Genomic DNA, 23,554 nt, shown 5'->3' with positions numbered 1-23,554 from the left:
TGCCCCGCCTCAGTTGATCAGCGTCATGCCGCCCTTGAGGATCAGGAGCGCATCGCCCTTGACCGTACTCATGGGTGCCTTGGCTTCCAGCATCGCGGTGCCCTCGATCTTGACCATAATCCCCTTGATAGTGATGCCCGTCGGGTCGATCTTGATCGAGTTGCCCATGCATTTCAGCTCGATGGATTGCATCGCCTCCTGGTTGATCTTGCCCAGGCTCGTCTTCAGGCTGAAATCGCCCATCTTCATTGTGCGCGTCTCATTGCCCATGCCCAGCACGACCGTCAGGTCGCCCATGTCGATATCTTCCTTGACGCTGCCCATGGACACCTTGCGGGTCACATCGCCTTCCTCGACCGTCCATTTCACGTCGCTCTTGATCGTCTCGGTCTGCTTGCCCTGCGAGACCTTCAGCGTCTGATCGCCCTGCGCCACCGTATGGCGGTGATTGCCTGTCTTTACCAGTTCGGTCAGGTTGTGCTGGACGGTGAGGGACATGTCGCCCTTGTCCTTCTTCTCCAGCCCGACGGTGATGGTGGCGTCGTTCTTGACGATCTGCTGATAGTCCTTTTCCGACTGAAAGCGGACAAGCTCCTCGCCCTTCTTGTCCTCGAACATCAACTCGTTGAATCCGCCGCCACCTTTCGACGAATTCGTCTTGATCCCCTGCTGGGTCTTGTTGGCGTCCAGCCCGTAGGGCGGCATCGTGTCGGCATTGTAGAGCATCCCCACGACCAGCGGCCGGTCCGGATCGCCCTCCTCGAACTGCACCACGACCTCCTGCCCGATCCGGGGGATGTGGATCATGCCCCAGTTCTTGCCCGACCACGGCGTCATGTGCCGGACCCAGCAGGTCGACGTCTCGTCGGAACCGCCCAGCCGGTCCCAGTGGAACTGGATGCGGATGCGGCCGTACTGGTCGGTGTGGATCTCCTCGCCCGAGGGGCCGGTGACGATGGCGGTTTGCACGCCGGCGATAATCGGGCACGGCGTCGTCTGCGGATGGCGATACTGCACGTCCTTCGGGAGCGCCTTCATCTGCACGTCGACATAGTCTTCCTCGGGGTCCATGCCCTCGCGCCGGATGCGGCGGCCCTCTCCGATCGCGCTGTCATAGGTCGGGTCGACCGCGCGAGAGGCGATGGCCATATGGGTCAGGCCGATCACGATGAACTCATCACTTTTCGCGGTACGGTCGTGGCGGTCGATCTTCAGCGTACCGCCGCAGGTCACCGTGGCAACATTGGTGGCACCGACGAAGGTCCGGTGTTCCCATGCCCGGCCTTCGATCTTGATCTTGGCATACCGGTCACCATCGCCGGTTTCGCGGTAAAGACCGGGATAGTCGTAGACTTCCTTGTCCTTGAAGCTGTGCTTGCCCTTGGGCAGTGTCTTGGCCGCGGTCAGGTCGGCCTTGGGTTTCTCGAAATCATAGTCGCGCAGTGTGACCTTGCCCGAGGGGGCGAATTCCATCTCTTGCCAGGCATAGACGTGGTCGGACTGGATGTTCACGCCGACATCCTTGAATTCCAGCGGCAGCGTCGCCGGGATGGGGCTGTGCGCCGCGGCCCCGTCGGCCAGAACCATGGTCGTCGTGCTGCCCTCGTGTTCGAAGAAGTAATAGATGCCTTCTTCCTCCATCAGGCGGCTGACGAAGTCGAGATCGGTTTCCCGGTACTGCACGCAGATCACCCGGGTGCGAAAGCTCTCGCTCGTGCTGTCGCGCAACTGGCTTGAAAACCCGTATTCGCCGATGATCTCGGTGATGATGTCCATCGCCGTCTTGTCCTGGAAGATCCGGCATTCCATCGTCCGGCTCAGGAACCACAGCCAGGGCCGCACCTCCAGCGTGTAAAGCGCGTTGCCCTTGTGGCTGCCCAGCGCCTCGGCGGTGATGACATGGCCGGAAAACTGCTTCCCCGGACCTTCGGAGCGGTGCAGCGTGACGCCGATCGCCGTCCCGACAAGGTCTTCCAGCTTCACCGCCTTGTCGGGATGCACGAAATCGACCTGCAAGGCGCTGAGCGTGCTGAACCCTTCCACCATCCGCAGCGCCACAGGCAGCGCATCCTTGCCAAGGGCGCTTGTCATGGTCATCGGTTGCGTCACGTCGGGCATGGGCCGCTCCTTGTCATGGGCGCAGGCCGGGCCGGGCGGCCGGGCCTGCGGTCGTTTCCGGCCCTACGCCGCGTCGAAGGCGTAGGTGAAGGTACCGTCCGTGACGTCGATGGCCACTTGCTGCACCTCCTCGCCCGCGATCATCCGCATCAGGAATTCGCGGCTGATATCGGGCAGCATGGTGTTGGTCACGATGGCGTCGATCATACGGCCCCCGGACTCCAATTCCTGACAGCGCGACACGATGGTGTCCACCACCGCGTCGGAATAGGCAAAGGGCACCTTGTGCGTGGCCTCCACCCGCTTCTTGATCTTGCCAAGCTGCAACCTGGTGATCGCGCCCAGAATTTCCGGGCTGAGCGGATAGTAGGGGATCGTGACAAGCCGGCCAAGCAGGGCCGCGGGAAAGACCTTAAGCAAAGGTTCACGCAGGGCCTTGGCGATGCCCTCCGGCTCTGGCATCAGGTCGGGGTCGGCGCACATGTCCATGATCAGGTCCGACCCGACATTCGAGGTCAGCAGGATCAGCGTGTTCTTGAAGTCGATCACCCGGCCCTCGCCATCTTCCATCGTGCCCTTGTCGAACACCTGGAAGAACAGCTCGTGCACGTCGGGATGCGCCTTTTCCACCTCGTCCAGCAGCACCACCGAGTAGGGCTTGCGCCGCACCGCTTCGGTCAGCACACCGCCCTCGCCATAGCCGACATAGCCCGGCGGCGCGCCCTTCAGGCTGCTGACCGTGTGCGCCTCCTGATACTCGCTCATATTGATGGTGATGACGTTCTGTTCGCCCCCATACAGAACCTCGGCCAGGGCGAGCGCCGTTTCCGTCTTGCCCACGCCGGATGTCCCGGCCAGCATGAACACCCCGATGGGCTTGTTGGGGTTGTCGAGGCCTGCGCGGCTGGTCTGGATCCGCTTGGCGATCATCTGCATGGCATGGTCCTGCCCGATCACCCGCTGGGCCAGATGCTGTTCCAGATCCAGCACGGTCTGCAATTCGTTGCGGACCATGCGCCCCACCGGAATGCCCGTCCAGTCCCCCACGACGCTGGCCACAGCCTGCGCATCGACGATGGGCAGGATCAGCGGGTCTTCGTCCTGAATCTCTGCCAGTTCCGCATTCTTGGCGCGCAAGGCGGCCAGGGCCTCGGCCCGCTCCTCCGCCGTCATGGGAGAGGCTTCGGCGGCTTCCTCGCCTTCCGCTTCTTCGCTGTCCACCGGGGCGCCGCCCTCGCGCAGCTTGGCGCGCAGGTCGAGGATTTCCGTGACGATGTCCTTTTCGCGGCCCCAGCGCGCCTCCAACGCGTCCAGTCGCGCCTGTTCCTTTTCCAGCGCCTCGCCGATCTCTGCCCGCCGCGCGGTCACGTCCTGCCCGGCGCTTTCGTCGCGGGCGATGATCTCCAGTTCGGTATTGTACGCGTCGATCCGTTTGCGGGCATCGTCGACCTCGGCCGGCACGGCGTGCTGGCTGACGGCAACGCGCGCGCAGGCGGTATCCAGCACGCTGACCGACTTGTCCGGCAACTGCCGCGCGGGGATATAGCGCGCCGACAGGTTCACCGCCGATTCCAAACCCTCGTCCAGCACCTGCACCTTGTGGTGCCCTTCAAGGCTGGACGCGATACCCCGCATCATCAACAGCGCCTTGTCGAGGGCCGGTTCCTCCACCTGCACCACCTGGAAGCGGCGGGTCAGGGCCGGGTCCTTCTCGATATGCTTCTTGTATTCGGCCCAGGTGGTGGCGCCGATGGTCCTGAGCGTGCCGCGCGCCAGCGCCGGTTTCAGCAGGTTCGCCGCATCGCCCGTGCCCGCCGCGCCACCGGCCCCCACCAGCGTATGGGTCTCATCCACGAACATCACGATGGGCACGGGGCTGGCCTGCACCTCCTCGATCACCTGCCGCAGGCGGTTCTCGAACTCCCCCTTCATCGACGCGCCAGCCTGCAAAAGACCGACATCCAGCGACAACAGCCGCGCGTCCTTGAGCGAGGGCGGGACGTCGCCGCGCGCGATGCGCATCGCGAACCCTTCTACCACCGCGGTCTTGCCGACCCCGGCCTCCCCGGTCAGGATCGGGTTGTTCTGCCGCCGCCGCATCAGGATATCGACGATCTGCCGGATTTCCGCGTCGCGCCCGACGATATGGTCAATCTTGCCGTCGCGGGCCTGCTGGGTCATGTCGGTGCAGAACTGCTTCAGCGCCTCCTGCTTGCCCAGTTGCGCCGAGGGCATCGCCCCGCTGTCCGCCCCCGGTTCGGTCCCGAGGGAAGAGCCGTCCTGCGCCCGCAGGCTGTCCTCGGGCGAGCCGCCCGTGATGTCGGCGAAATTCTCGATCAGGTCGTCGACCTTGATCTTGGCGAACTCCCGGCTGATCCCGATCAGGATGTTGCGCAGCGCGGGCGTCTTCATCATGCCGATGACCAGATGCCCGGTGCGCACATGGCTGGTGTTGAACTGGAGCGAGCCGTAAAGCCACGCCCATTGCACCGCGTCCTCGATATGTTCGGACAGATCGCTGATCGCGGTGGCGCCGCGGGGCAGCTTGTCCAGCGCGGCGGTCATGTCTTTCGCCAGCACCGAGGGGTCCAGCTTGTAATGCTCCATGATGCGGTGCATGTCGCTGTCCGGCTGCTGCACGATCTGGAACAGCCAGTGAACCAACTCGACGTAAGGGTTCTGCCGCAACTTGCAGAACACCGTAGCCTCGTCGATGGCCTTGTAGCCCAGACTGTTGAGCTTGCCGAAAAGCGAGACCCGGCTGATTTCCGACATGACGATCCTCCTTTAGGTCAAGGCCGCGGCGCCGTGATGCGCCGCCAGCCGCTGGTCTTCGGGCGGTGTCAGGATCAGATCCCCGGCATCCCCTTTATCATGGCGCCGCCCAAGCCAGCTTGTCTGGCCCAGCCGCGTCTGTCCGCCAAGGCGGGCCGCGGGAACCTCGTCCCCGCGCAGCACGAGATTGACGTCGAAATCCAGAACCGGGCCAGCATAGTTGCGCACCAGCGCGGTCAGCCGATCAAGGGCGGCACTGCCCGGCAGAAGGCGCTCATACGCCGCGCGGCTCAGCGGTCCGATCCTGATCCGTATCTTGGAACTGCGCGACCACACCCGGCGGCCCACAACGGTGCGCTGGCCCAGCGCCGCCTCACCCAGTTGCCAGCGGTCGTCAGGCTCCAGCGGCAGCCAGCAACCGACGAACTCCTCCACCGCCACGGGGGCAGAGAAGAACGCCGACAGCACCTGTGTCAGCCCCTCGGCATTCTTTGGGCCCTGCGCCATCAGCCCCGCGAAATAGCGCTTGGCCAGATCGGGCATCGCGTCGCGATCCTGCATCCGCCGCTCGGCCACCCCGGCGATCGCGGCCACCCGCCGCTCGAAACTCCGCCCCCGCCCACGGTCGAGCCCCGGTGCGGGCTGCACATCGGCCCAGGCCCGGTAGAACAGGCTCAGCATCCGGTGGGTGATCATGTCGGTGAAGGCCACCAGCGTCTTGTCGCGGTGGTTCTTGGCCCGGTCGCGGGCATATTCGGTCAGGTGCAGGGGCATGGGCCCGTGCGGCCCCCAGAACCCGAAGAACAGGTTCCGCAACTCGGCCGGCTTGCCGTCCTTTTCGGGGGTAAAGCCCGAAATGGTCGTGCGCGGAAACGCAAGTTCGGGGTCCTGGCCCAGGCGCACGCGGTCCTGCGCCGGCAGCCTTGTCCGCCCGAGCGCCCGGCCCTTTTGCAGTTCCGCCTCCAGAAGCCTGAGCGCAAACAGGATGTGATAACTCTCCGGGGAGGCCCTGAATCGCGCGTAATGCGTCAGATCAGGCGCGCTTTCCCCGCCCTCGGACGCCATCGGGCCACTTCTCCCCTTGTTTCGGTACACAACACCGTTTCGGTGAAACTGTTCATGGTGACATATTTCGCGAAGAACCGTTCCAGCACGGCGCCCAGCAGATACACGCTGGAGCCTTCGAAGAACGCCTCGTCGCAGGTCACCTCGATTTCCAGCCCGCGCACGGCGGTCGACAGCACCTCGTCGGCCAGCCTGCGGACCTTGGGATGCGCCTTCACGCTGGTGATGCCCTCAAGCTGCTTTTCGATGGTCCGGTCGCCCGCGGGTGCGTGAACCCCGATCAACTCGCGCAGGGCATCGGCCGCCTGCCCGCCCGCGGTATCGACCAGCGACAGATAGTTCAGGCTGAGTTGCGAGATCAGCCGCCAAGCCGTGTCGCCATCGGCCACGCCCGGGCGCGGCTTGGTCGGCGGAATGGGCGTCGCGATCTGCGACACCGGCCCGCCATCGGCAAGCTGAAACACCCCGACACCGCCGGTCGACAGCAACAGCGGCAGGTCGCGATTGGTCACCAGCGCGCGCACCGCCAACTGCACCAGCCCCGCCGGATAGGGGGCCTGCGCCGCATCGACAAGGTCGAGATAGAGTTCCGCCCCCAGGTAATCCGCCCGCGGCCCGCGCTGCTTTTCCTTCTGGGTGCGCTGGCGCATCCGGCGGCGCTGCGTGTAATAGGCTGGCCCCGAGCGGGCGAGCGGGGTGAATTCCCGCTCTGCGAAGAAGGGCAGGAAATCGATGTCGTCCTCGCCCTCGGCGCTGATCCCGGTGACCGAGGTGATCGCGTAGATTTCATAGTCCAGCGGCGCGGTGCGGTCGACGATGACATGCTGTTCCACATCCCGGACAGAGATCGGAACCCGGTCGCAGCGGCGGTCGTACAGGTTGATCGCGGGCGTGCAATGCAGTGCGAAATTCTCCGGCTGGATCGAGTCGCGGATCGAAGCATTGCCGTCGCGCAGCAGGACATAAAGATCGACCGTGTCACCTTCCGCCCGGCCAAGCGCGGGGGCAAGGCCCGTCAGATCGACAAAGCGATAGCGTTGCGGCAGCGCGAAATATTCCTGCAACAGCCGATAGCCGTCAAAGCTCTGCTCCGGCGTCGGCAGCAACGCCTCCTCCCGATCAAAGCCGCGCGGCACGGCGGCCGCCCCCGACAGCGGCTGCACCCAGTCGGCGCGCCGGTCGGTCGACCGTCCGACGACCGCGACGGTTTCGTTGCACAAAAGCTCGTAGAGCGCCCAGGCGGTGTTCTCGGTCCCTGCGAGAAACAGCGACAGCGTGTCGAGGCTGAGTTCCGACAGCGGCGCGCCGCCATGACGTTGCAGCCGAAGCCGTAGCCCCGCGCGCGCCGGCTTGTCGCCGGCCACACCCGCGGCCACCAGCGCACCGCGCCCGTCGATATATTCGACCTCGGTCACGGTCACCGGCCACAGCGTGACGTCATGGGCGGTCCGGTATTCGCAGCGGGTGCTGGACCCTTCCACCGGCAAGGCGTTCAGCCGCGTGCCGCGGGCCAGCAGATGCCCGTCGGCCAGCGCGGCATTGGCCATGTCCGGGGTGAACCGGGTGATCATGGTCGACGGGATCGGGGCCAGGAATTGCGGATAGACGATCTCGAACAGATGGCTGGCGAAGGCGGGGTATTGCAGGTCCATCTCAAGCTGAACCCGCGCCGCCAGGAACGCCGCCCCCTCCAGCAACCGTTCGACATAGGGGTCAAGGACGTCGGTCCCCTCCATCCCCAGGCGGGCCGCGATCTTGGGGTAGCTTGCGGCGAACTCTGCCCCCATCTCGCGCAGATAGGTCAGTTCGGCTTCGTAGTGGCGCAGAAGGCGGGTATCCATCGCGCCTACCCCGTGCTCTCAAGCGTCACGGCCCCGGTGGTCAGGTCCACCTCGGACCGCAGATAAACGCTTTGCGGCAGCGGCTGGGCCCACATGTCGGCACGGATATCGAAGGTGACCAGCGTTTCGCGGGCGTTCTCTTCGCTGTGCAGAAGCACCGACAGGGTGCCCCGCCGGATCCGCGGCTCATAAACCTGGATCGCCTGCTCGATCGCGTCCTGCAGCAGAACCGCCCGACGTTCGGTCGAATAGGTCCCGGCCACTTCCTCGATCCCGTAATTGACAACGGAGACAGAGGCCTGCGGGAACAACTCCGGGTCGATCTCGCTTTGCAGGTTGGAGGTGTTCAGCAGCCAGCTCAGATCCCGTTGCAGGATGTCGCGCAGGCGGCGCGCATCGATCACGCGGTCATCGCGTTTTTCCTTCAGGTCCCCCGGCGCATCGTCGGTCAGCCGGTCCAGAAGCGATGGCTGCAAGCGTTCCTGCAGACGGCGGTCAGCCATTGGCAGCCGCCTCGGGCGTCGTCTCTGCGGCGGGTTCACCGTCGCCGTCGATCAACAATTCGCGCAGTTCCATCACCGGCGTGTCGCCCGCATCGGTGGCCAGAAGACGCTGACCGCGCCCGATAAAGGTCTCGGCCCCCGCGTCCTCCCAGTTGGTTGCGCGCGACAGCTTCTCGGCATCGGTGCCAATGGATGCGGTGCCCGCATACCGGGTCGGGATCAGCGCCACGAACTCCCCCCCGTTGCGGAGCGTCAGGTTGCAGGGCGTCCAGACCGTGTCGCGCAGATCGGTGGGCGGTTCTGCCAGCAGGCGGTGAATGGCGTTGAACGGCAGCCAGTAATACTTGCCGTTGATCACCGCCTCCAACACGGGGCCAAGCCGCATGTCGGCATCGGCAATCCATTCGAACGGGTGGCCGTTCAGCGTGCCGCGGCTGGCGGGCGCATCCTCGAAGGCGCGCGCACGAAGGGCGGCGGCCTCGGCGGTGTTGCCGGCGGCCTGAAGGCTCAGCGCCTGGATCATCAGCGCGATCCAGTCCTGCGGTTCCCCGAAAACCAGCGGTTGTTTTTCCCCCGCGAACACCTTTTCGCGGAACACCTCGCAGATGATCCCCTCGCGATAGGTCTGCGCCATGGGCAGGGCGGCGGCATCAAGCTGGGCACACAGTTTCAACTGTGTGACGGCGCGGTTCCAGTCGCCCTTCACGCAGAGCAGTTGGAACAGGAAGATCCGCAGCTTCGGGTCGGAGGAATTGCCCCGCACCGCATCCTGCAAGGCGGCAAGCCCCGCATCGAGGTCTCCGGTACGGACGAGGGCTTCGGCATCGGCGGTGGCTGCGGTCACGGGAAAGCTCCGGCGGCATGCGGGATTGGTCCCGGTCGGGACAGACAGGAAAGCGGGTCGGGCGGTGGCAGGCGCTAACGCCCGCCGCCGCCCCGGTCAGATCATCAAAGCGGGGCGTTCGCCGCGATATCCCACTTGAATTCTTGCGGCTTGCCGGCGGTGCCGTCCGACTTCTGCTCGGTGTATTTCACCTCGACCGCGCGGAAGTTGAAGGTCACGTTCTCGGTCAGGCGGTCCTCACCGCCGGACCCGCCGGTGGACACCGAGGTCACCAGAACATCGTGCAGGGTGTAGATGATGTATTCCAGCGGCTTCTTGCCGGCCTTGCGCACGGTCAGGACGCCCTTCTTGAAGTGGTCGCCATTGGCGCAATATTCCAGCAGCTTCGCCGAGGACTTGTCGATCCACTTCGTGCAGGAAATGTCCTGGAAATTGGCTTTGCCGGAGCCGCCGCCACCGCCATGGTGGAAGGTCCCCGACTGGCTGACCCCCCACGACCATGCAAGGATGTCGATCTCCTTCTCGTGCTCCTTGTCCTGGGCTTCACCCTCGATCTCACCCTCAAGATTGAGGAACATGTCTACGGCCATAACGCCTCTCCTTCAAATGCGGCGGCGGGCTTGCCACCTTTGATGTTGCTTGATCCGGGCGATCTCCTCCCCGCCCGGGACGTTCCCTGTCAGGACTTCTCGGAAGGCAGCTTGGTCACAAGCCGCAGCGAAACCGAAAGACCTTCCAGCTGGTAATGCGGGCGCAGGAAGAACTGGGCCTTGTAATATCCCGGGTTGGCCTCGTCCTCTTGCACCACCACCTCTGCCGCCGCGAGCGGCTTGCGCGCCTTTTCCTGCTCCGATGACACCGAGGCGGTGTAGTCCACATACTGCTCGATCCATTTCTGCAGCCAGCGCTGCATGTCGTCCCTGCTCTTGAACGACCCGATCTTGTCGCGGACCATGCATTTCAGGTAATGCGCAAAGCGGCAGGTCGCGAAAAGATACGGCAGGCGCGCGCCCAGATTGGCGTTCGCCGTGGCGTCGGGGTCATCGTACTCCTCTGGCTTGTGCAGGGATTGCGCGCCGATGAAGGCGGCCATGTTGGTGTTCTTGCGATGCACCAGCGGCATCAGGCCCAGCTTGGCCAGTTCCGCCTCACGCCGGTCGGAAATCGCGATTTCGGTGGGGCATTTCATGTCCACCCCGCCATCGTCGGTGGGGAAGGTGTGGGTCGGCAACCCTTCGACCGAACCGCCGGATTCGATGCCCCGGATGCGCGAACACCAGCCGTGTTCCTTGAACGACCGGTTGATGTTGACCGCCATCGCATAGGCGGCGTTGACCCAGGTGAAGTTCTCGGACTCGGCGTTGCCGGTTGCCTCTTCGAAACCGAATTCCTCGACCGGTTCGGACTTTGCCCCATAGGGCAGGCGGCCCAGGAAGCGCGGCATCGCAAGACCGATATACTTGCTGTCCTCGCTCTGGCGCAGGGCATTCCAGCCGGCATAGTCCGGCGTCGACATGATCTTGGCCAGATCGCGCGGATTGGCCATTTCCTGCCAGGAGTCGAAGTTCATCAATGCCGGATCGGCACCGGCGATGAACGGCGCATGGGCGGCTGCCGCGACCTTGGAAATCTCGCCCAGAAGCTCCACATCCGCGGGCGACTGGTCGAAATGGTAGTCGCCCACCAGACAGCCATAGGGTTCGCCCCCGAACTGGCCGTATTCCTCTTCATAGAGCTTCTTGAACAGCGGGGACTGGTCCCAGGCCGCGCCCTTGAACTTTTTCAGGGTCTTGTGAAGATCCTTCTTGGAGATATTCATCACCCGGATCTTCAGCATCTCGTCGGTTTCGGTGTTGTTGACGAGATAATGCAGCCCGCGCCACGCGCTTTCGATCTTCTGGAATTCCTCGGCGTGCAGCACCGCCGACATCTGCTCGCTCAGCTTGCGGTCGATCTCGGCAATCATGCTTTCGATCGATTTCAGCGAGTCGTCGGAGATCAGCGCGGCGTTTTCCAGCGCCTGCGCCGCCAGCGTCTTCACCGCGCCTTCGATCGCGGTCTGGGCGGAGTCGGTGCGCGGGCGGAATTCCTTTTGCAGCAGTGCGGAAAAATCGGATTCCGTCAGTTGTTCCGCGGCGGCGGCGCCTTGGGCTTCGGTTGCTTCTTCGGCCATGCGATCACTCCTCGCTCGCGGTCTCGTCCGGCTTGGCCGCGGCGGCCAGCGATTTCAGAAGTTCGGGGTTGTTGATGGCCTGCGTCAGCAAATCCTCGGCGCCCGGCTTGCCGTCCATGTAGGACATGAGGTTCGACAGCGACTCCCGCGCCTCCAGCAACTCTCGCAGCGGCTCCACCTTGCGGGCGATGGCGGCGGGGGAAAAATCGTCCATGCTTTCGAAGGTGATGTCCACGGCCAGGTTGCCCTCGCCGGTCAGCGTGTTCGGCACGGTGAAATTGGCCCGCGGCTTCATCGCCTTCATCCGGTCGTCGAAGTTGTCGACGTCGATCTCAAGGAACTTGCGGTCGGCGATGCCGGGCTGCGGCACTTCCGAACTTCCGGCCAGATCGGCCATCACACCCATCACAAAGGGCAGCTGAACCTTCTTCTCGGCGCCGTAAAGCTCCACGTCGTATTCGATCTGGACCCTAGGCGCGCGGTTGCGCGCGATGAATTTCTGTGAGCTTCCCATCGTTTTCTCCACTGATTGCCCGGGTTTCCAGACGGCTGCTTGCAGCCACCCCGACGATTATTCGTCCTCGATACCCCCGATGAGGTAGACGTTCTCGACGCCGCGCGGCGCCAGATCCTTCATGATGGTGATGAAATCGGCCCCGACCAGACGCTTGGCCCGTTCCAGCAGGATCGGCAGCGGGCTGGACGGTTCGTGCCGGCGGTAATAGTCGAGAATACGGTCCAGCGCCTTCTGAACATCCGCGGGCGAGTTGATGGTGCCGGGAATGGCCGCGGGCGCATTTGCAGCGGCCGGCGCGGCATCCCCTCCCTCCTCCGGTTCGGGCATATCGGCTGGATCTCCCCCCGTTGCCTCGTTCAGACGGTGCACCGCCTTGTAGATCAGCTTGGCCAGCGGCGAGAGGTCGGGCCCCTGCCCCGGCACCTTCTCGTCAAAGACCGCCTCGATCGCGCGCACATCTTCCAGCGCCTGCCGGGCGGCGGCTGCGATGGCCGACAGTTCATCGGCATCGGTGTCCTGAAAGGCCGCTGAAATCGCGGCCGGGTCGGTGATCAGGTCCACGCCCTCGGGCGCCTCGCGCTCCCCATCGGCGACCTCGATATCGCGCAGGGTGACACGGCCAAAGGCATTCGACAGGGTCATCGGCGCCTCGCGCACCGCGCGCATCACCGTTTCGCCGACGACCAGCCCGCGCAGCGTGTTCACCCGGAACAGCGCCATGTCGTCGGGATCGTCGGGGTCGAGTTCGGGGTGGCATGTGTCCCAGAACTGTTCCAGCACGCCGCGGATGTAAGACGTCCCCTCCGCCAGCCCCGGAAAGCCCCGGGTCATCCCGGCGGCATGGGTGAAATAGACCGCCACGCGCAGGTCGTGACAGCGGCCGAGGATCTCCTCGGCCCGCTTGGCAACATCGCGGAAATCGGGGTCTTCGGCGGCAAGGATTTCGGTCCCCGCCTGCTTTTCCTCGCCGGGCTTGGCCGCCCGTTCCAGCGCCTGAAAATCCTGATCGTATTCCGGATCGGCACCGCTAGGTGCGTTCTCAGAAAACGCTTTGAGGTTGTCAACAATGGACATTCTGCAAACCTGAGGTCGAATCCCTTCCCTGAAATTACCTTAGGATTACGCTTTGCCCGCGTCTAGCACGAACAGGAAAAACCTTTTCCGTTAATAGAAATTTACGATTGACACAAGAGGACCGTTCGCCCTCCCATCAGGGGGCCGGGTCGTCATGCGGGCCGGACCGACCACCAGAACGGGGGAGTTGCATGATCGGGGCTGGAGTGATGCCGCCTGAGCAAGGCACGGCCGGGGCGGCCGAGATGCGCGAACGCATGGACCGCGTCCGCAACGCGCTTTCGACCAATGTCACCGAGATGACGGCCCTTCTGGCGCCAGCACGTATCCCCGACCGGTCGCGCCTGAACCATATCCTTCTGGAGACCAACCACGTCGTCCATGCCGGCCACCGGCTGATAGGCGAAAGCGGCCGGATGCGCAGCGCCGACCTTGCCGCGGCGGGCAACATCCCCGAGGCGCAGGCGGCCATGCACCGGGCCTGGGCGGCGCTGGCCATGCCGATCAACCAATTGCGGCTGGATCTCAACAAGTGGACGCATGTGGAAAGCATGCTGCGCCCGCAGGTCAAGCAGCGCCGGCTGCCGCTGATCGAAACCTATGAGAAACTGCCCGGCACCGTGATCACCCGCGAAACCGTCGGCGACGTGCTGTTTGCCGACCTGCATACCCTGCTCAACCCGCTTGAGCAGGACGAGGACGCGCGGGCCCATGGCTGCCATCGCGATATCCCCCTGCCGCAAAGCCGCTTTCTGCGGCTGGTGCATGCCGCACGCCGCTGCATGTGCGTGCTCAAACCCGGTCAGCCGACGCAGTTTCTGGATGTCGGCTGCGGCGCGGGGCTGAAGGTGATCTCGGCCGCGCCCTATTTCGACCGCTGCGCCGGGCTGGAATACGACCCCGGCTATGCGAAACTGGCCGCCAAGCTGTTTCGCGGGCTGCCCCATGACCGCTGCCGGGCGATCCCGGGCGATGCGCTGACATGGGACGGCTATCACAATTTCGACGTGCTCTACTTCTTCCGTCCGATCCGCGACGATGCCCTTCTGGCGCAGATGGAGCAGCACATTCTCGACAGCGTGCCAGAGGGCACGTTGCTGATCGCCCCCTACCGCACCTTCGTCGCCCGGGCAGAGCGCAACAACTGCGCCAATGTCACCGCCGATCTGTGGCTGACCGGCAGCGACGCGGCAGGGGCTGCCCGCTTGCGCCGGGCGGCGGAACTGATCGGCACCGATGTGCCCCTTCAGGCCGGGGCCAACGTGCCCTTGATCTGGGACCCGCTGATCGAGGCCTCTCGCCGCCGCGGGTTCGAGCCGACACTGCGCTGGCGCCATCCGCTGGAAGACGACAGCGTCTGACCGGACGGGGCGGGGGCCGGGCGACATCCCGCGCCTGATATTCCAGGGCGCGACAGGCAACTGTCGTCGAACTGTAACAATGCGACCTTAACCATGGGGTCAGGGTAAATGGGGGCTGGGAACGTGGACCTGCGGATCGCGGACCGTTTGGGCGCGTCGTTGCTGTGTTTGTGCGGGCAGCGGGCCGCCCGCCCCGACCGCATGCATGACCGACTTTCCCGACAATCCCGCTTCGTGACGCAGACATGGTGCAGGGGCACCGTGCCGGGTGGCACAGCGCGCACCGCGATCCGCCCCGCCGTTGACGATCGGCGCACGGGGGCCTTGCCCGCCGCCATCCCCCGTTTGCGCCCGAACCTTTCGAGACAATCGCCCCAAAGACATCTCCCCCTGCCGCGCATGAACTAGCGGACAGGGCCGCCACCAGAACGCATCCGGACACTGTCCAACATCGGTTTCCAAGAACAGGAGTACATCGCAATGAGCATTGAAAAGACCCTTTTCACCGGCGCGGCCCTGCCCGGCAACGCCCTGGGCCTGACCTTCGGCGACGTCGTGTCCGATGAGACCGGCGCGGTGGCCGGCACGCCGGTTGCACCCTTGGCCGTCGAAAGCCTGTCGGCCGGCACCGACACCGAAGAGACCGCGCCCGCAGACGCTGACGGGGCCGAAAGCGACACGAGCGTTGCCGCGCTGGCCCTTGCATCGACCGATGCGCCCGCGGCCCCGTCGTTCACGTCCCTGCTGACGCTTACGCTTGGCGATACGGCCGCCCCCAGCGTGGATGACGGCATTGCGTGGTTCAGCGATCTGTTTCTCGACATCCCGGCGCCAGAGGCGACGGACACGCTCGCCGCGCTGATTTCGGAATTCCACCCCAACCCCGCCGGTTCCGACCCGTCGACGCAAACGGTCGAGCTGTCGGGCGAGGCCGGGGCCGGTTTCGACCTGTGGCTTGTCTCGGTCGAGAATGACGGGATCAACGGTCTGGTGGACCGGGCCGAGAACGTCACCGGCACGTTCGACTCCAACGGGCTTGCCACCGTCGATGTCGCCGACCTTGAAAACCCGTCCTTCACCTACATCCTGACCGATAGCTTCACCGGCCAGACCGGCCGCACCGACATCGACACCGATGATGACGGCACGGTGGATGACCTGTCCGCCTTCGGCTCCATTCTGGATGCGGTCGGCATTTGCGACAGCGTGGCCGATGCGGACGTGAACTATGCCGACGATACCGCCCTTGACGGCACCGCCATCGCCTATACCGGGGCCGAGCCGCAACTGGTCTTCCGCGACGCCTCTCGCGGCGACTGGTACGCGGTGAACGCGCCCGGCGACACCGTGGTCTTCGACGCCGCCGGTGACACCATCGACCCGGCGGAATTCAACACCGACCCGACCGCCATTGTCGACAGCTTCGGCGCGATCAACCCGACCCTCGGCGACAACCAACCGCTGGCCGCGCTGTTTTCGGAATTCCACCCCAACCCCGCCGGCTCCGACCCGTCGACACAAACGGTCGAGTTGTCGGGCGAGGCCGGGGCCAGTTTCGACCTGTGGCTTGTCTCGGTCGAGAATGACGGGATCAACGGTCTGGTCGACCGCGCCGAGAACGTTACCGGCACGTTCGACGCCAACGGGCTTGCCACCGTCGATGTCGCCGACCTTGAAAACCCGTCCTTCACCTACATCCTGACCGATAGCTTCACCGGTCAGACCGGCCGCACAGACATCGACACCGATGATGACGGCACGGTGGATGACCTGTCCGCCTTCGGCACCATTCTGGATGCGGTCGGCATTTCCGACAGCGTGACCGACGCGGATGTCAACTATGCCGACGATACCGCCCTTGACGGCACCGCCATCGCCTATACCGGGGCAGAGCCGCAACTGGTGTTCCGCGACGCCTCTCGCGGCGACTGGTACGCGGTGAACGCGCCCGGCGACACAGTGGTCTTCGACGCCGCCGGTGACACAATCGACCCGTCGGCGTTCGACACCGACCCGACCGCCATCGTCGACAGCCTCGGCAATATTAACCCGACCCTGCAAGCGACGGTTGCCAACCTGGTGATCACCGAGATCATGCAGAACCCCAGCGCCGTCAGCGATACCGCCGGCGAATGGTTCGAAATCTTCAACGCCGGATCGGCGGCGGTCGATCTCGACGGCTATGTCTTCTCGGACAACGGGGCCGACAGCTTCACGGTAAGCGGGTCGCTGGTCGTCGAGGTGGGCGATTACCTTGTCTTCGGGATCAACGGCGACACGGCGACCAATGGCGGCGTCGACGTCGACTATGTCTATTCGGGCTTCTTCCTGGCCAATGGCGACGACGAGATCGTCATCACCGATGCGGCGGGCACCGAAATCGATCGCGTCGAATATGATGGCGGGCCGGAATTCCCCGATCCGACCGGCGCGTCGATGTTCCTGATCGACCCCGAAATCGACAATGCCATCGGCGCCAACTGGGCCGTCTCGACCGTGCCTTACGGCGACGGCGACCTTGGCACGCCGGGCTTTGCCACCGCGCCGGAGCCTGAGGTGACCGCCATCGGCACGCTTCAGGGCTCTGGCTTCTCCTCGCCGTTCGAGGACACGGGCGAAGAATTCACCATCCGCGGGGTCGTCACCGCCGTCTTCATGGCGGACGACGAGATCGGCGGTTTCTTCATCCAGGACGGCGCCTACGCCGATCAGGACGGCACCGACCAGACCGGCGACGGGGACGACACGACCTCTGACGGTGTCTTCGTGCGGTGGAGCGGCGCCCTGTTGCCGCAGGTCTATGACATCGTGACCGTGACCGGCACGATGATCGAGGACTACGGCAATACCGAGATCAGCGCGACCTATGTCACCGATACCGGCAACGACGCCACGTCGATCACCGCGGCCTTTGTCGACCCGACCTTCACCGATGCCGAGATGGAAGTCTTCGAGGGCATGTATGTCGCGGTTGTCGAGGACGCCAGCGACCCGCTGACCGGCACGATCTCGGTGACCGAGAACTATGGCCTTGGCCGCTATGGCGAGATCGAGGTGGCCCAAGAGGTCAACATGAACCCCACGCAGGTCATCGACCCGCAGACCGACCCCGATGCCGTCGCCGACCTGGCCGCCCGCAACGCGGACGAGCGGATCACCATCGATGACGGGTCCAACGTTCAGAACCGCGACGTGAAGGTCCTGATCGACGATGGCGACGAAACCGGCCTGGTCGACGGGGCCTATGACATCGAGGACGCCGCGGGCCCGACCCTGCGCATCGGTGCCGAATTCGAAAGCATCACCGGCGCGCTGGATTACGCCTATGGCGACTGGCGCGTGCAGTACGATTTCGACGGGCCCGATGGCGGCGCGCTGACCCCGGTCGAGGGCACCAACGACCGCCCCGACCTGCCCGATGTCGGCGGCACGCTGCAGGTGGCGTCCTTCAACGTTCTGAACTTCTTCACCACGATCGACGAAAACGGCAACACGACGCTTGGCGGGCACGACCCGCGCGGCGCCGACAGCACGGCAGAGGTCGACCGTCAGCTTGAAAAGCTGGTCACCGGCATCCTTGAGCTGGAGGCCGAGGTGGTCGCGCTTCAGGAGCTTGAAAACGGCGGCTTCGGCACGGACTCGGCCATCGCCACGCTCGTCGCGGCCCTCAATACCGCCGAGGGCGACGCGGTGTGGAGCTTTGTCGATTTCACCCTTGCCTCGGGCGATGCGCAGGGCCTGATCGGCACCGACGCCATCACCACCGGCATGATCTACCGCAACGACGCGGTGACCGAGATCGGCAACGATGTGCTCGTGTTCGAGGAAGCCTCGGCCCAGACAACCTATGCCCTGGCCGAGGTCCTGAACCAGGTGGCCTCCGATGACGACAAGCTGGGCGATTACCAGCGCAACCGCCCCTCCGTCGCGGCCAGCTTTGAAACCGCGGACGGGGCGGTTTTCACGGTGGTCAGCAACCACTTCAAGTCCAAGGGCGACTCCAACCTCGAAGACGTCGTGCTGGATGCGCAGGCCTATGTCGACGGCGGCGGCACGTTGATCACCCAGGCCGATATCGACGCGCTGATCGCCGATGGCAACTACGATCAGGGCGACGGGCAGGGCTTCTGGAATGCCGCGCGCACCGATGCCGCGAACGAAGTGGCCGCGTGGATGGAGAGCGACCCGACCGGCACCGGCGACAGCGATGTGCTGATCCTTGGCGACCTGAACTCCTACGGACAAGAGGCGCCCATCGACGCGCTGGTGGATGCGGGCTACACCCACGAGGTCGGCGGCGGGGCCGATGACTATGGCTATACCTATTACGGGGAACAGGGCGCGCTCGACCACGCCTTCTCCAGCGAGACGCTGGCAAGCCAGGTCACCGGGGCCGCGGAATGGCACATCAACGGCGATGAGCCGGTCTTCCTCGACTACAATCTCGACTACGAGGATGCGGCCTTCTTCGACGGAGATTCTGGCGCGCGCAGTTCCGATCACGATCCGGTGCTGGTGGGGCTGAACCTCGAAAGCGACGCACCGCAGGCGAACATCATCATCGGCGAGGGCAGCCGCGACCGCCTGAAGGGCACCGATGGGGTCGATCATATCAGCTTCGGCGACCAGATGCGCAGCGAATACGCCACCGGCTATGACGACGCGGACGTCTTCATCTTCGATGCCACGGTCTTCACCGACGGCACCCGCGGGATCGCCCAGATCCTCGATTACACGCCGGGCGAGGATGCCATCTTCCTTGACGGCGGGACCTTCGACGAGACCCTTGTGCGGGTCGGCTCCAGCGGGGTCTACCTGACCATGGATGGCGACGGCGACCGGATCGTCATTCACGGCGTGAGCGATCTCGATCAGATTACCTTTGTGGACGAGTTCGAGCTGATGGCCTGAGACCCGGGCCACCTGTCTCTCATGTTGACTATTGGAAAGGACAAGCGAATGAAGAACGCACTCACACGCGGCGCCGCGGTGGCCCTTTTGGCCGCCCTGCCGGTGGCCGCCGCAGCCAGCGGCATCGATGCGACCTACGCGATTTCGGGCTCGGTTTTCGACGAAACGACCGACTCTCTGGGCGATGCCTTTGCCTTTGCCGTCGCCGACCCGGCGGCGCTGAGCCCCTCGGTGCTCGACAGCGGCGATCTGGCGGACATCGTCGGAGAGCCCGACATCTTCGAGGCGTGGAACTTCGCCGAGGGCGACGCCACCTTCGGCGATTTCGCCTTTGCATCGGCCGCCACGACAAGCGTGCTGTCGATCACCAATAACGGCCCGGCGGCCATCGTCGTGACGTATCAGGCGCGCTGGCTGGTCGATTTCGACGTCGCCGGCAACGGCTTTGCCTCGGCCGGGTTCGTGGTGTCCTCCGGCACCGGCGACGCCGACAGCTTTGCCCCCGATGCCGGCGGCACCGAGGCCGACGTCACCTATGACACGGACAGCGTGCCGGGGGCCACCGGCAGCGTCCAGTTCCAGCGCACCATTGCCGGGGCGGAAACGCTGTCGGTCGCACTGGAAGCGGGGGCAGAAGGGTTCGCGGATTATGCCGATCTCTTCGACTCCACCTTCCTGTCGGATGCGCGCGCCTACATGAGCGTGGTCGATGTGACGGCGGTTCAACCCAACCCCGTGCCCCTGCCCACGACGCTGCCCCTGATGGTCGTCGGCATGGGCGGCCTGATGCTGCTGCGCCGTCGCCGCTGAGTGCTGCACGACACCTGAGTGCGTCGCGATGCCTTTGCCTGCATCGCGGCGTTTTCGTTGAACGGCACTGGTCCCGGCTCTGGCCCTTCGTTCCGGCCCGTGGTTAAAGGCATCGCGTCCGCACCATCCGGCAGGAGAGCCCCCAAGATGCACGTTGTTTCCCTTATCGCGCCGCCCGGCCGGGTGGAGCCTTCGCTGGTCGAATCGCTGCGCAACGCGTGGGGCGGGGGCACCGCGCTTTGGCTGGCCCCCGACGAGGTCGCCGAATTCGAGGTCGAAACCGTGCCGGGCAATTTCTGGCAGGTCTGGGAGGACATGCAGGCCCTTGGCGTCGATCTTGTCGCGCAACCGGCCGAGGGGCGGCGCAAGGCGATGCTGATCGCCGACATGGATTCCACCATGATTCAGCAGGAATGCATCGACGAACTGGCCGACGAGGCCGGGGTCGGCCCCCGCGTGGCCGACATCACCGCGCGCGCGATGAATGGGGAGTTGGGGTTCGAGGGCGCCCTGCGCGAACGCGTGGGTCTGTTGGAAGGGCTGGATGCCGCGGTGATCGACAAGGTGCTGGACAACCGCATCACCTTCATGCCCGGCGGTCGCGCCCTGATCGCGACGATGAAGGCCAACGGCGGCTATTGCCTGCTGGTCTCAGGCGGGTTCACGAATTTCGCGGCACGGGTGGCGGAAACGCTCGGCTTTGACGCCCATCAGGCCAACACGCTGTTGGTGGCAGACGGCAAGCTGACGGGAAAGGTGTCCGAACCGATCCTCGGCCGCGAGGCGAAGGTCGAGGCCTTGCAGCGCGTCGCGGGCGAGCGCGGGCTGACGATGGCGCAGGTGATGGCCGTGGGCGACGGGGCGAACGATCTTGGCATGTTGGGGCTGGCCGGGGCCGGGGTGGCGCTGCACGCCAAGCCCTCGGTCGCGGCTCAGTGCGATATCCGGATCAACCACGGAGACCTGACCGCGCTTCTTTATCTTCAGGGCTATCCGCGAGACGCCTTCGCGGCCTGAGACCCGAGGGCCGGCAGGATCAGAAATCCTGCCACCCGGCCGGGTCGGAAACCGCCAGCGCCGCGCCGCCACCGCCCGCGGCAACCCGGCGCGGTGCGACCTCCTCGGCCATCGGCGCAGCCTTCGGCGCGGCCGGGGCGGCCTTGGGGGCGACCGGCGCAGCCGTGGCGCGGCTGGGCACGAAGGCCGCGTCCGACTTGCTGAGCCGGAACCGGGCGACCTGATTGCGCAGGCTTTCCACTTCCTGCTTCAGCGTCAGGCTGGCGGCGGTGGCTTCCTCGACCATGGCGGCGTTTTGCTGGGTGACCTGGTCAAGCTGGGTCATGCCTGTGTTGATCTCGCCGATCCCGATCGACTGGTCCCGCGCGCCCGAAGCGATCTCGCTGACAAGGTCAGAGATGTTGGCGACACGTTCCACGATATGTTGCAGCGCCGCGCCCGCCCGGTTGACAAGGTCGACGCCCTTTTCGACATGGTCCGAGCTTTTGTCGATGAACTGCTTGATCTCCTTGGCCGCGTCCGACGAATGCTGGGCCAGCGACCGCACTTCCGATGCCACGACGGCAAAGCCTCGGCCGGCCTCGCCTGCGCGCGCGGCCTCCACCCCGGCATTCAGCGCCAGAAGGTTGGTCTGGAAGGCGATGTCGTCGATCACGCCGGTGACGCGGGAAATCTCTTCGGAGGATTGCTGGATCTCGGCCATCGCGCCCACGGCCTCGGTCACGACGCGGCCGCTGTCCTCGGCCTCGCGCCGGGCCTGCTGAACCACCTTTTCCACGCCATCCGCATTTTCGGCGGCCGATTTCACCGATCCGGTCAACTCGTCCAGCGCCGCGGTGGTTTCCTCCAGCGTCGCGGCCTGGTTCTCGGTCCGGTGGGACAGGTCGTCGGAGGAGGAGGAGATTTCCTCGGCCCGGACATGAATTTCGGTAGCGTTCTCGACGACCGCCAACAGCATGTCGCGCACGGTCGTGATCGTCCGGTTGTAGTTTTCCCGGATCGGCTCGAACCCATAGGGGAACTTGTCTTCCAGCGTGACGGTCAGGTCGCCCTCGGCCAGCCCCTTCATCGCGTCGCCCAGTTTCGACGTCACCATTTCCTGCGCATTCCGGTCCCGCTCGCGCTTGGCCTCGCCCTCCTCGGCGGCGGCCAGCTTGTCGCGGAAATCCTGTATGCAGCGGCCCAGAAGGCCGATTTCATCCAACCGGTCGGCGACCTCGATATCGGCGTGATAGTTGCCCTTCGCCACCTCCTCGATCGAGGCGATGACACTGGCCAGCGGCCCGGTGATGCTGCGCGACGACGACATGCCCAGCCCCATGCCCAGCACGAGGCCGATACCGACGAAGACCATCACACCGTTGCGGAACGCCATCAGGCCCGCCAGATGTTCCTTCTGGTCCAGTTCAAGGGCAAGCGTCCACTTGCCCCAGTCGAAGTCGATGGGCTGGGTGTGGACGATGCTTTTCGCCCCGGTGACGCCCGCCACACCGAACTGCGGCCCTGTGATCCCGCGCCGCAGATCAGCGATATAGGACACGTCCGAAAGGCTGTCGAATTCCGCAAACCGCCCGTCGAAGCGAGAGCGGGTGCGCGCCCGCCCGTCATCGCCCACAAGGTACATGTCGCCCTTCTTGCCGAGGATCGAAGCCGCCGCCAGATTGGCCGACAGCGCCTCCACCGACAACTGCACCGCCATGACACCGACCCGCGTGCCGCGTTCGTCGAAGATCGGCGTTGCAAGGAAGGCCGCCGGCACTCCGGCACTGGGGGCGTAGGGTTCGAAATCGGCGGTGGCGACGGTGCCGGGCTCTGCATCCAGCGCGCCGCGGAAGACCACGCCCAGGCCCGTTTCGGCATAGGGGCCGGTCTTGAAGTTCTCGCCGAAGTCGGCCTCCTTCACGACGGTGTAAAGCAGGTTGCCCTTGGGATCGAACAGGAAGATGTCGTAGTACCCGAAAAGCTCGAACACCTTGCGGAACCGCGGGTGCAGCAATTCATGCGTGGCCGAATAGACCGATCCATCCTCGGCCTTGTCCAGGTTCTGCCGCGCACCCAGCGGATGGGGATTGTCGGTGGTATAGGCCAGCTTGGCCTTGTCCATGCCCTTGTCGCTGCTGACTGCCATGCGAAGCTTCCGCACCGCGCTGGCCGTCGATGGGATTGACGCCTGCAGCACCAGATCGCGGGCGGTCGTCTCGTACCACTCCTCAACGCGCGCGGCCTGATCCTGCGCCACGAAGGCGATGTTTTCCCGGACCGACTCGATCTCGTGGTGATAGGCGCGCTGGTACAGGACCGCGCCCATCAGGGCCATGATCCCCACCATCAAAAGGGTAATCATCGGAAGGCGGCGGCTGATCGGCATCTGCAGGAGTCGTTTCAGCATGTCGGGTCCTCGAACGGGCAGCAGTCACGATGGGCGCCGCGGCACACGCCGCAGGAGTACCGCCGTGAACGGTGAATCTGGCACCCTCCGTGATGGGCCATGCACATGGATCAATCGTTAAATTGGCCGCGGATCGTGAAAATGCCGTCTATTTCA

General features: G+C 64.9%; 15 protein-coding genes. 4 read left to right on the top strand and 11 right to left on the bottom strand.

The features are described 5' to 3' along the window. Positions 1–9: 9 nt before the first annotated feature. The 10 genes from RGUI_RS14320 to tssA all read right to left on the bottom strand — a co-directional run bounded on the left by RGUI_RS14320 (position 10) and on the right by tssA (position 12,910). Positions 10–2,118: a type VI secretion system Vgr family protein gene (locus RGUI_RS14320; protein WP_081534106.1), complete on the bottom strand. Its 2,109-nt coding sequence runs from the start codon at positions 2,116–2,118 to the stop codon at positions 10–12. Positions 2,119–2,181: 63 nt separating this feature from the next. Then, positions 2,182–4,893, bottom strand: a complete 2,712-nt coding sequence (gene tssH, locus RGUI_RS14315; RefSeq protein ID WP_081534104.1) for a type VI secretion system ATPase TssH — start codon at positions 4,891–4,893, stop codon at positions 2,182–2,184. Between the two features lie 12 nt (positions 4,894–4,905). Beyond that, positions 4,906–5,958: a type VI secretion system baseplate subunit TssG gene (gene tssG, locus RGUI_RS14310; RefSeq protein WP_081534102.1), complete on the bottom strand. Its 1,053-nt coding sequence runs from the start codon at positions 5,956–5,958 to the stop codon at positions 4,906–4,908. Beyond that, the gene (gene tssF / locus RGUI_RS14305) at positions 5,922–7,799 is read right to left on the bottom strand and encodes a type VI secretion system baseplate subunit TssF (protein ID WP_081534100.1); all 1,878 of its coding nucleotides are present in this window, start codon (positions 7,797–7,799) and stop codon (positions 5,922–5,924) included. The genes tssG and tssF overlap by 37 nt, the downstream gene beginning before the upstream one ends. A gap of 5 nt (positions 7,800–7,804) precedes the next feature. Then, positions 7,805–8,302 (bottom strand): type VI secretion system baseplate subunit TssE, encoded by a 498-nt coding sequence (gene tssE, locus RGUI_RS14300; protein ID WP_081534097.1) that lies wholly within the window; start codon positions 8,300–8,302, stop codon positions 7,805–7,807. Then, on the bottom strand, positions 8,295–9,146 hold the full coding sequence (locus RGUI_RS14295) for a type VI secretion system accessory protein TagJ (protein ID WP_081534094.1): 852 nt from the start codon (positions 9,144–9,146) through the stop codon (positions 8,295–8,297). The genes tssE and RGUI_RS14295 overlap by 8 nt, the downstream gene beginning before the upstream one ends. A gap of 104 nt (positions 9,147–9,250) precedes the next feature. Then, positions 9,251–9,736 carry a type VI secretion system tube protein Hcp gene (locus tag RGUI_RS14290; protein ID WP_081534091.1) on the bottom strand — a complete coding sequence of 162 codons (486 nt, stop codon included), beginning with the start codon at positions 9,734–9,736 and terminating at the stop codon, positions 9,251–9,253. An 89-nt stretch (positions 9,737–9,825) separates the two neighbouring features. Further along, a complete protein-coding gene (gene tssC, locus RGUI_RS14285; RefSeq protein WP_081534088.1) occupies positions 9,826–11,319 on the bottom strand; it encodes a type VI secretion system contractile sheath large subunit in 1,494 nt (497 codons plus the stop codon). 4 nt (positions 11,320–11,323) lie between these two features. Next, positions 11,324–11,833, bottom strand: a complete 510-nt coding sequence (gene tssB, locus RGUI_RS14280; RefSeq protein WP_081536101.1) for a type VI secretion system contractile sheath small subunit — start codon at positions 11,831–11,833, stop codon at positions 11,324–11,326. 57 nt (positions 11,834–11,890) lie between these two features. Then, complete coding sequence (gene tssA / locus RGUI_RS14275) at positions 11,891–12,910, bottom strand: type VI secretion system protein TssA (protein ID WP_081534085.1); 1,020 nt, start codon at positions 12,908–12,910, stop codon at positions 11,891–11,893. A 191-nt stretch (positions 12,911–13,101) separates the two neighbouring features. On the opposite strand from tssA, the gene RGUI_RS14270 reads away from it, so the two are divergent. The 4 genes from RGUI_RS14270 to serB all read left to right on the top strand — a co-directional run bounded on the left by RGUI_RS14270 (position 13,102) and on the right by serB (position 21,009). After that, on the top strand, positions 13,102–14,271 hold the full coding sequence (locus RGUI_RS14270) for a class I SAM-dependent methyltransferase (protein WP_172841153.1): 1,170 nt from the start codon (positions 13,102–13,104) through the stop codon (positions 14,269–14,271). Positions 14,272–14,751: 480 nt separating this feature from the next. Further along, positions 14,752–19,182: an ExeM/NucH family extracellular endonuclease gene (locus RGUI_RS14265; RefSeq protein ID WP_081534079.1), complete on the top strand. Its 4,431-nt coding sequence runs from the start codon at positions 14,752–14,754 to the stop codon at positions 19,180–19,182. 48 nt (positions 19,183–19,230) lie between these two features. Continuing rightward, on the top strand, positions 19,231–19,992 hold the full coding sequence (locus tag RGUI_RS14260; RefSeq protein WP_081534076.1) for a VPLPA-CTERM sorting domain-containing protein: 762 nt from the start codon (positions 19,231–19,233) through the stop codon (positions 19,990–19,992). Positions 19,993–20,139: 147 nt separating this feature from the next. After that, entirely contained in the window at positions 20,140–21,009 is an 870-nt protein-coding gene (gene serB, locus RGUI_RS14255) for a phosphoserine phosphatase SerB (RefSeq protein ID WP_081534073.1), read from the top strand. A gap of 19 nt (positions 21,010–21,028) precedes the next feature. Here the strand turns inward: serB and RGUI_RS14250 are convergent, their stop codons facing one another. Then, positions 21,029–23,398 carry a methyl-accepting chemotaxis protein gene (locus tag RGUI_RS14250; protein ID WP_081534070.1) on the bottom strand — a complete coding sequence of 790 codons (2,370 nt, stop codon included), beginning with the start codon at positions 23,396–23,398 and terminating at the stop codon, positions 21,029–21,031. Between the last annotated feature and the right edge of the window lie 156 nt (positions 23,399–23,554).

It is taken from the genome of Rhodovulum sp. P5 (assembly GCF_002079305.1).
GTDB lineage: Bacteria > Pseudomonadota > Alphaproteobacteria > Rhodobacterales > Rhodobacteraceae > Rhodovulum.
The sequence above is the reverse complement of the archived record's forward strand: the minus strand, read 5'-3'. Positions and strand labels throughout refer to the sequence as shown.

What these genes read in the sequence shown, in the direction of transcription:
- RGUI_RS14320 (WP_081534106.1), bottom strand. Translation starts at nt 2,118, where the DNA reads ATGCCCGACGTGACGCAACCGATGACCATGACAAGCGCCCTTGGCAAG.
- tssH (WP_081534104.1), bottom strand. Translation starts at nt 4,893, where the DNA reads ATGTCGGAAATCAGCCGGGTCTCGCTTTTCGGCAAGCTCAACAGTCTG.
- tssG (WP_081534102.1), bottom strand. Translation starts at nt 5,958, where the DNA reads ATGGCGTCCGAGGGCGGGGAAAGCGCGCCTGATCTGACGCATTACGCG.
- tssF (WP_081534100.1), bottom strand. Translation starts at nt 7,799, where the DNA reads ATGGATACCCGCCTTCTGCGCCACTACGAAGCCGAACTGACCTATCTG.
- tssE (WP_081534097.1), bottom strand. Translation starts at nt 8,302, where the DNA reads ATGGCTGACCGCCGTCTGCAGGAACGCTTGCAGCCATCGCTTCTGGAC.
- RGUI_RS14290 (WP_081534091.1), bottom strand. Translation starts at nt 9,736, where the DNA reads ATGGCCGTAGACATGTTCCTCAATCTTGAGGGTGAGATCGAGGGTGAA.
- tssC (WP_081534088.1), bottom strand. Translation starts at nt 11,319, where the DNA reads ATGGCCGAAGAAGCAACCGAAGCCCAAGGCGCCGCCGCCGCGGAACAA.
- tssB (WP_081536101.1), bottom strand. Translation starts at nt 11,833, where the DNA reads ATGGGAAGCTCACAGAAATTCATCGCGCGCAACCGCGCGCCTAGGGTC.
- tssA (WP_081534085.1), bottom strand. Translation starts at nt 12,910, where the DNA reads ATGTCCATTGTTGACAACCTCAAAGCGTTTTCTGAGAACGCACCTAGC.
- RGUI_RS14270 (WP_172841153.1), top strand. Translation starts at nt 13,102, where the DNA reads ATGATCGGGGCTGGAGTGATGCCGCCTGAGCAAGGCACGGCCGGGGCG.
- RGUI_RS14265 (WP_081534079.1), top strand. Translation starts at nt 14,752, where the DNA reads ATGAGCATTGAAAAGACCCTTTTCACCGGCGCGGCCCTGCCCGGCAAC.
- RGUI_RS14260 (WP_081534076.1), top strand. Translation starts at nt 19,231, where the DNA reads ATGAAGAACGCACTCACACGCGGCGCCGCGGTGGCCCTTTTGGCCGCC.
- serB (WP_081534073.1), top strand. Translation starts at nt 20,140, where the DNA reads ATGCACGTTGTTTCCCTTATCGCGCCGCCCGGCCGGGTGGAGCCTTCG.
- RGUI_RS14250 (WP_081534070.1), bottom strand. Translation starts at nt 23,398, where the DNA reads ATGCTGAAACGACTCCTGCAGATGCCGATCAGCCGCCGCCTTCCGATG.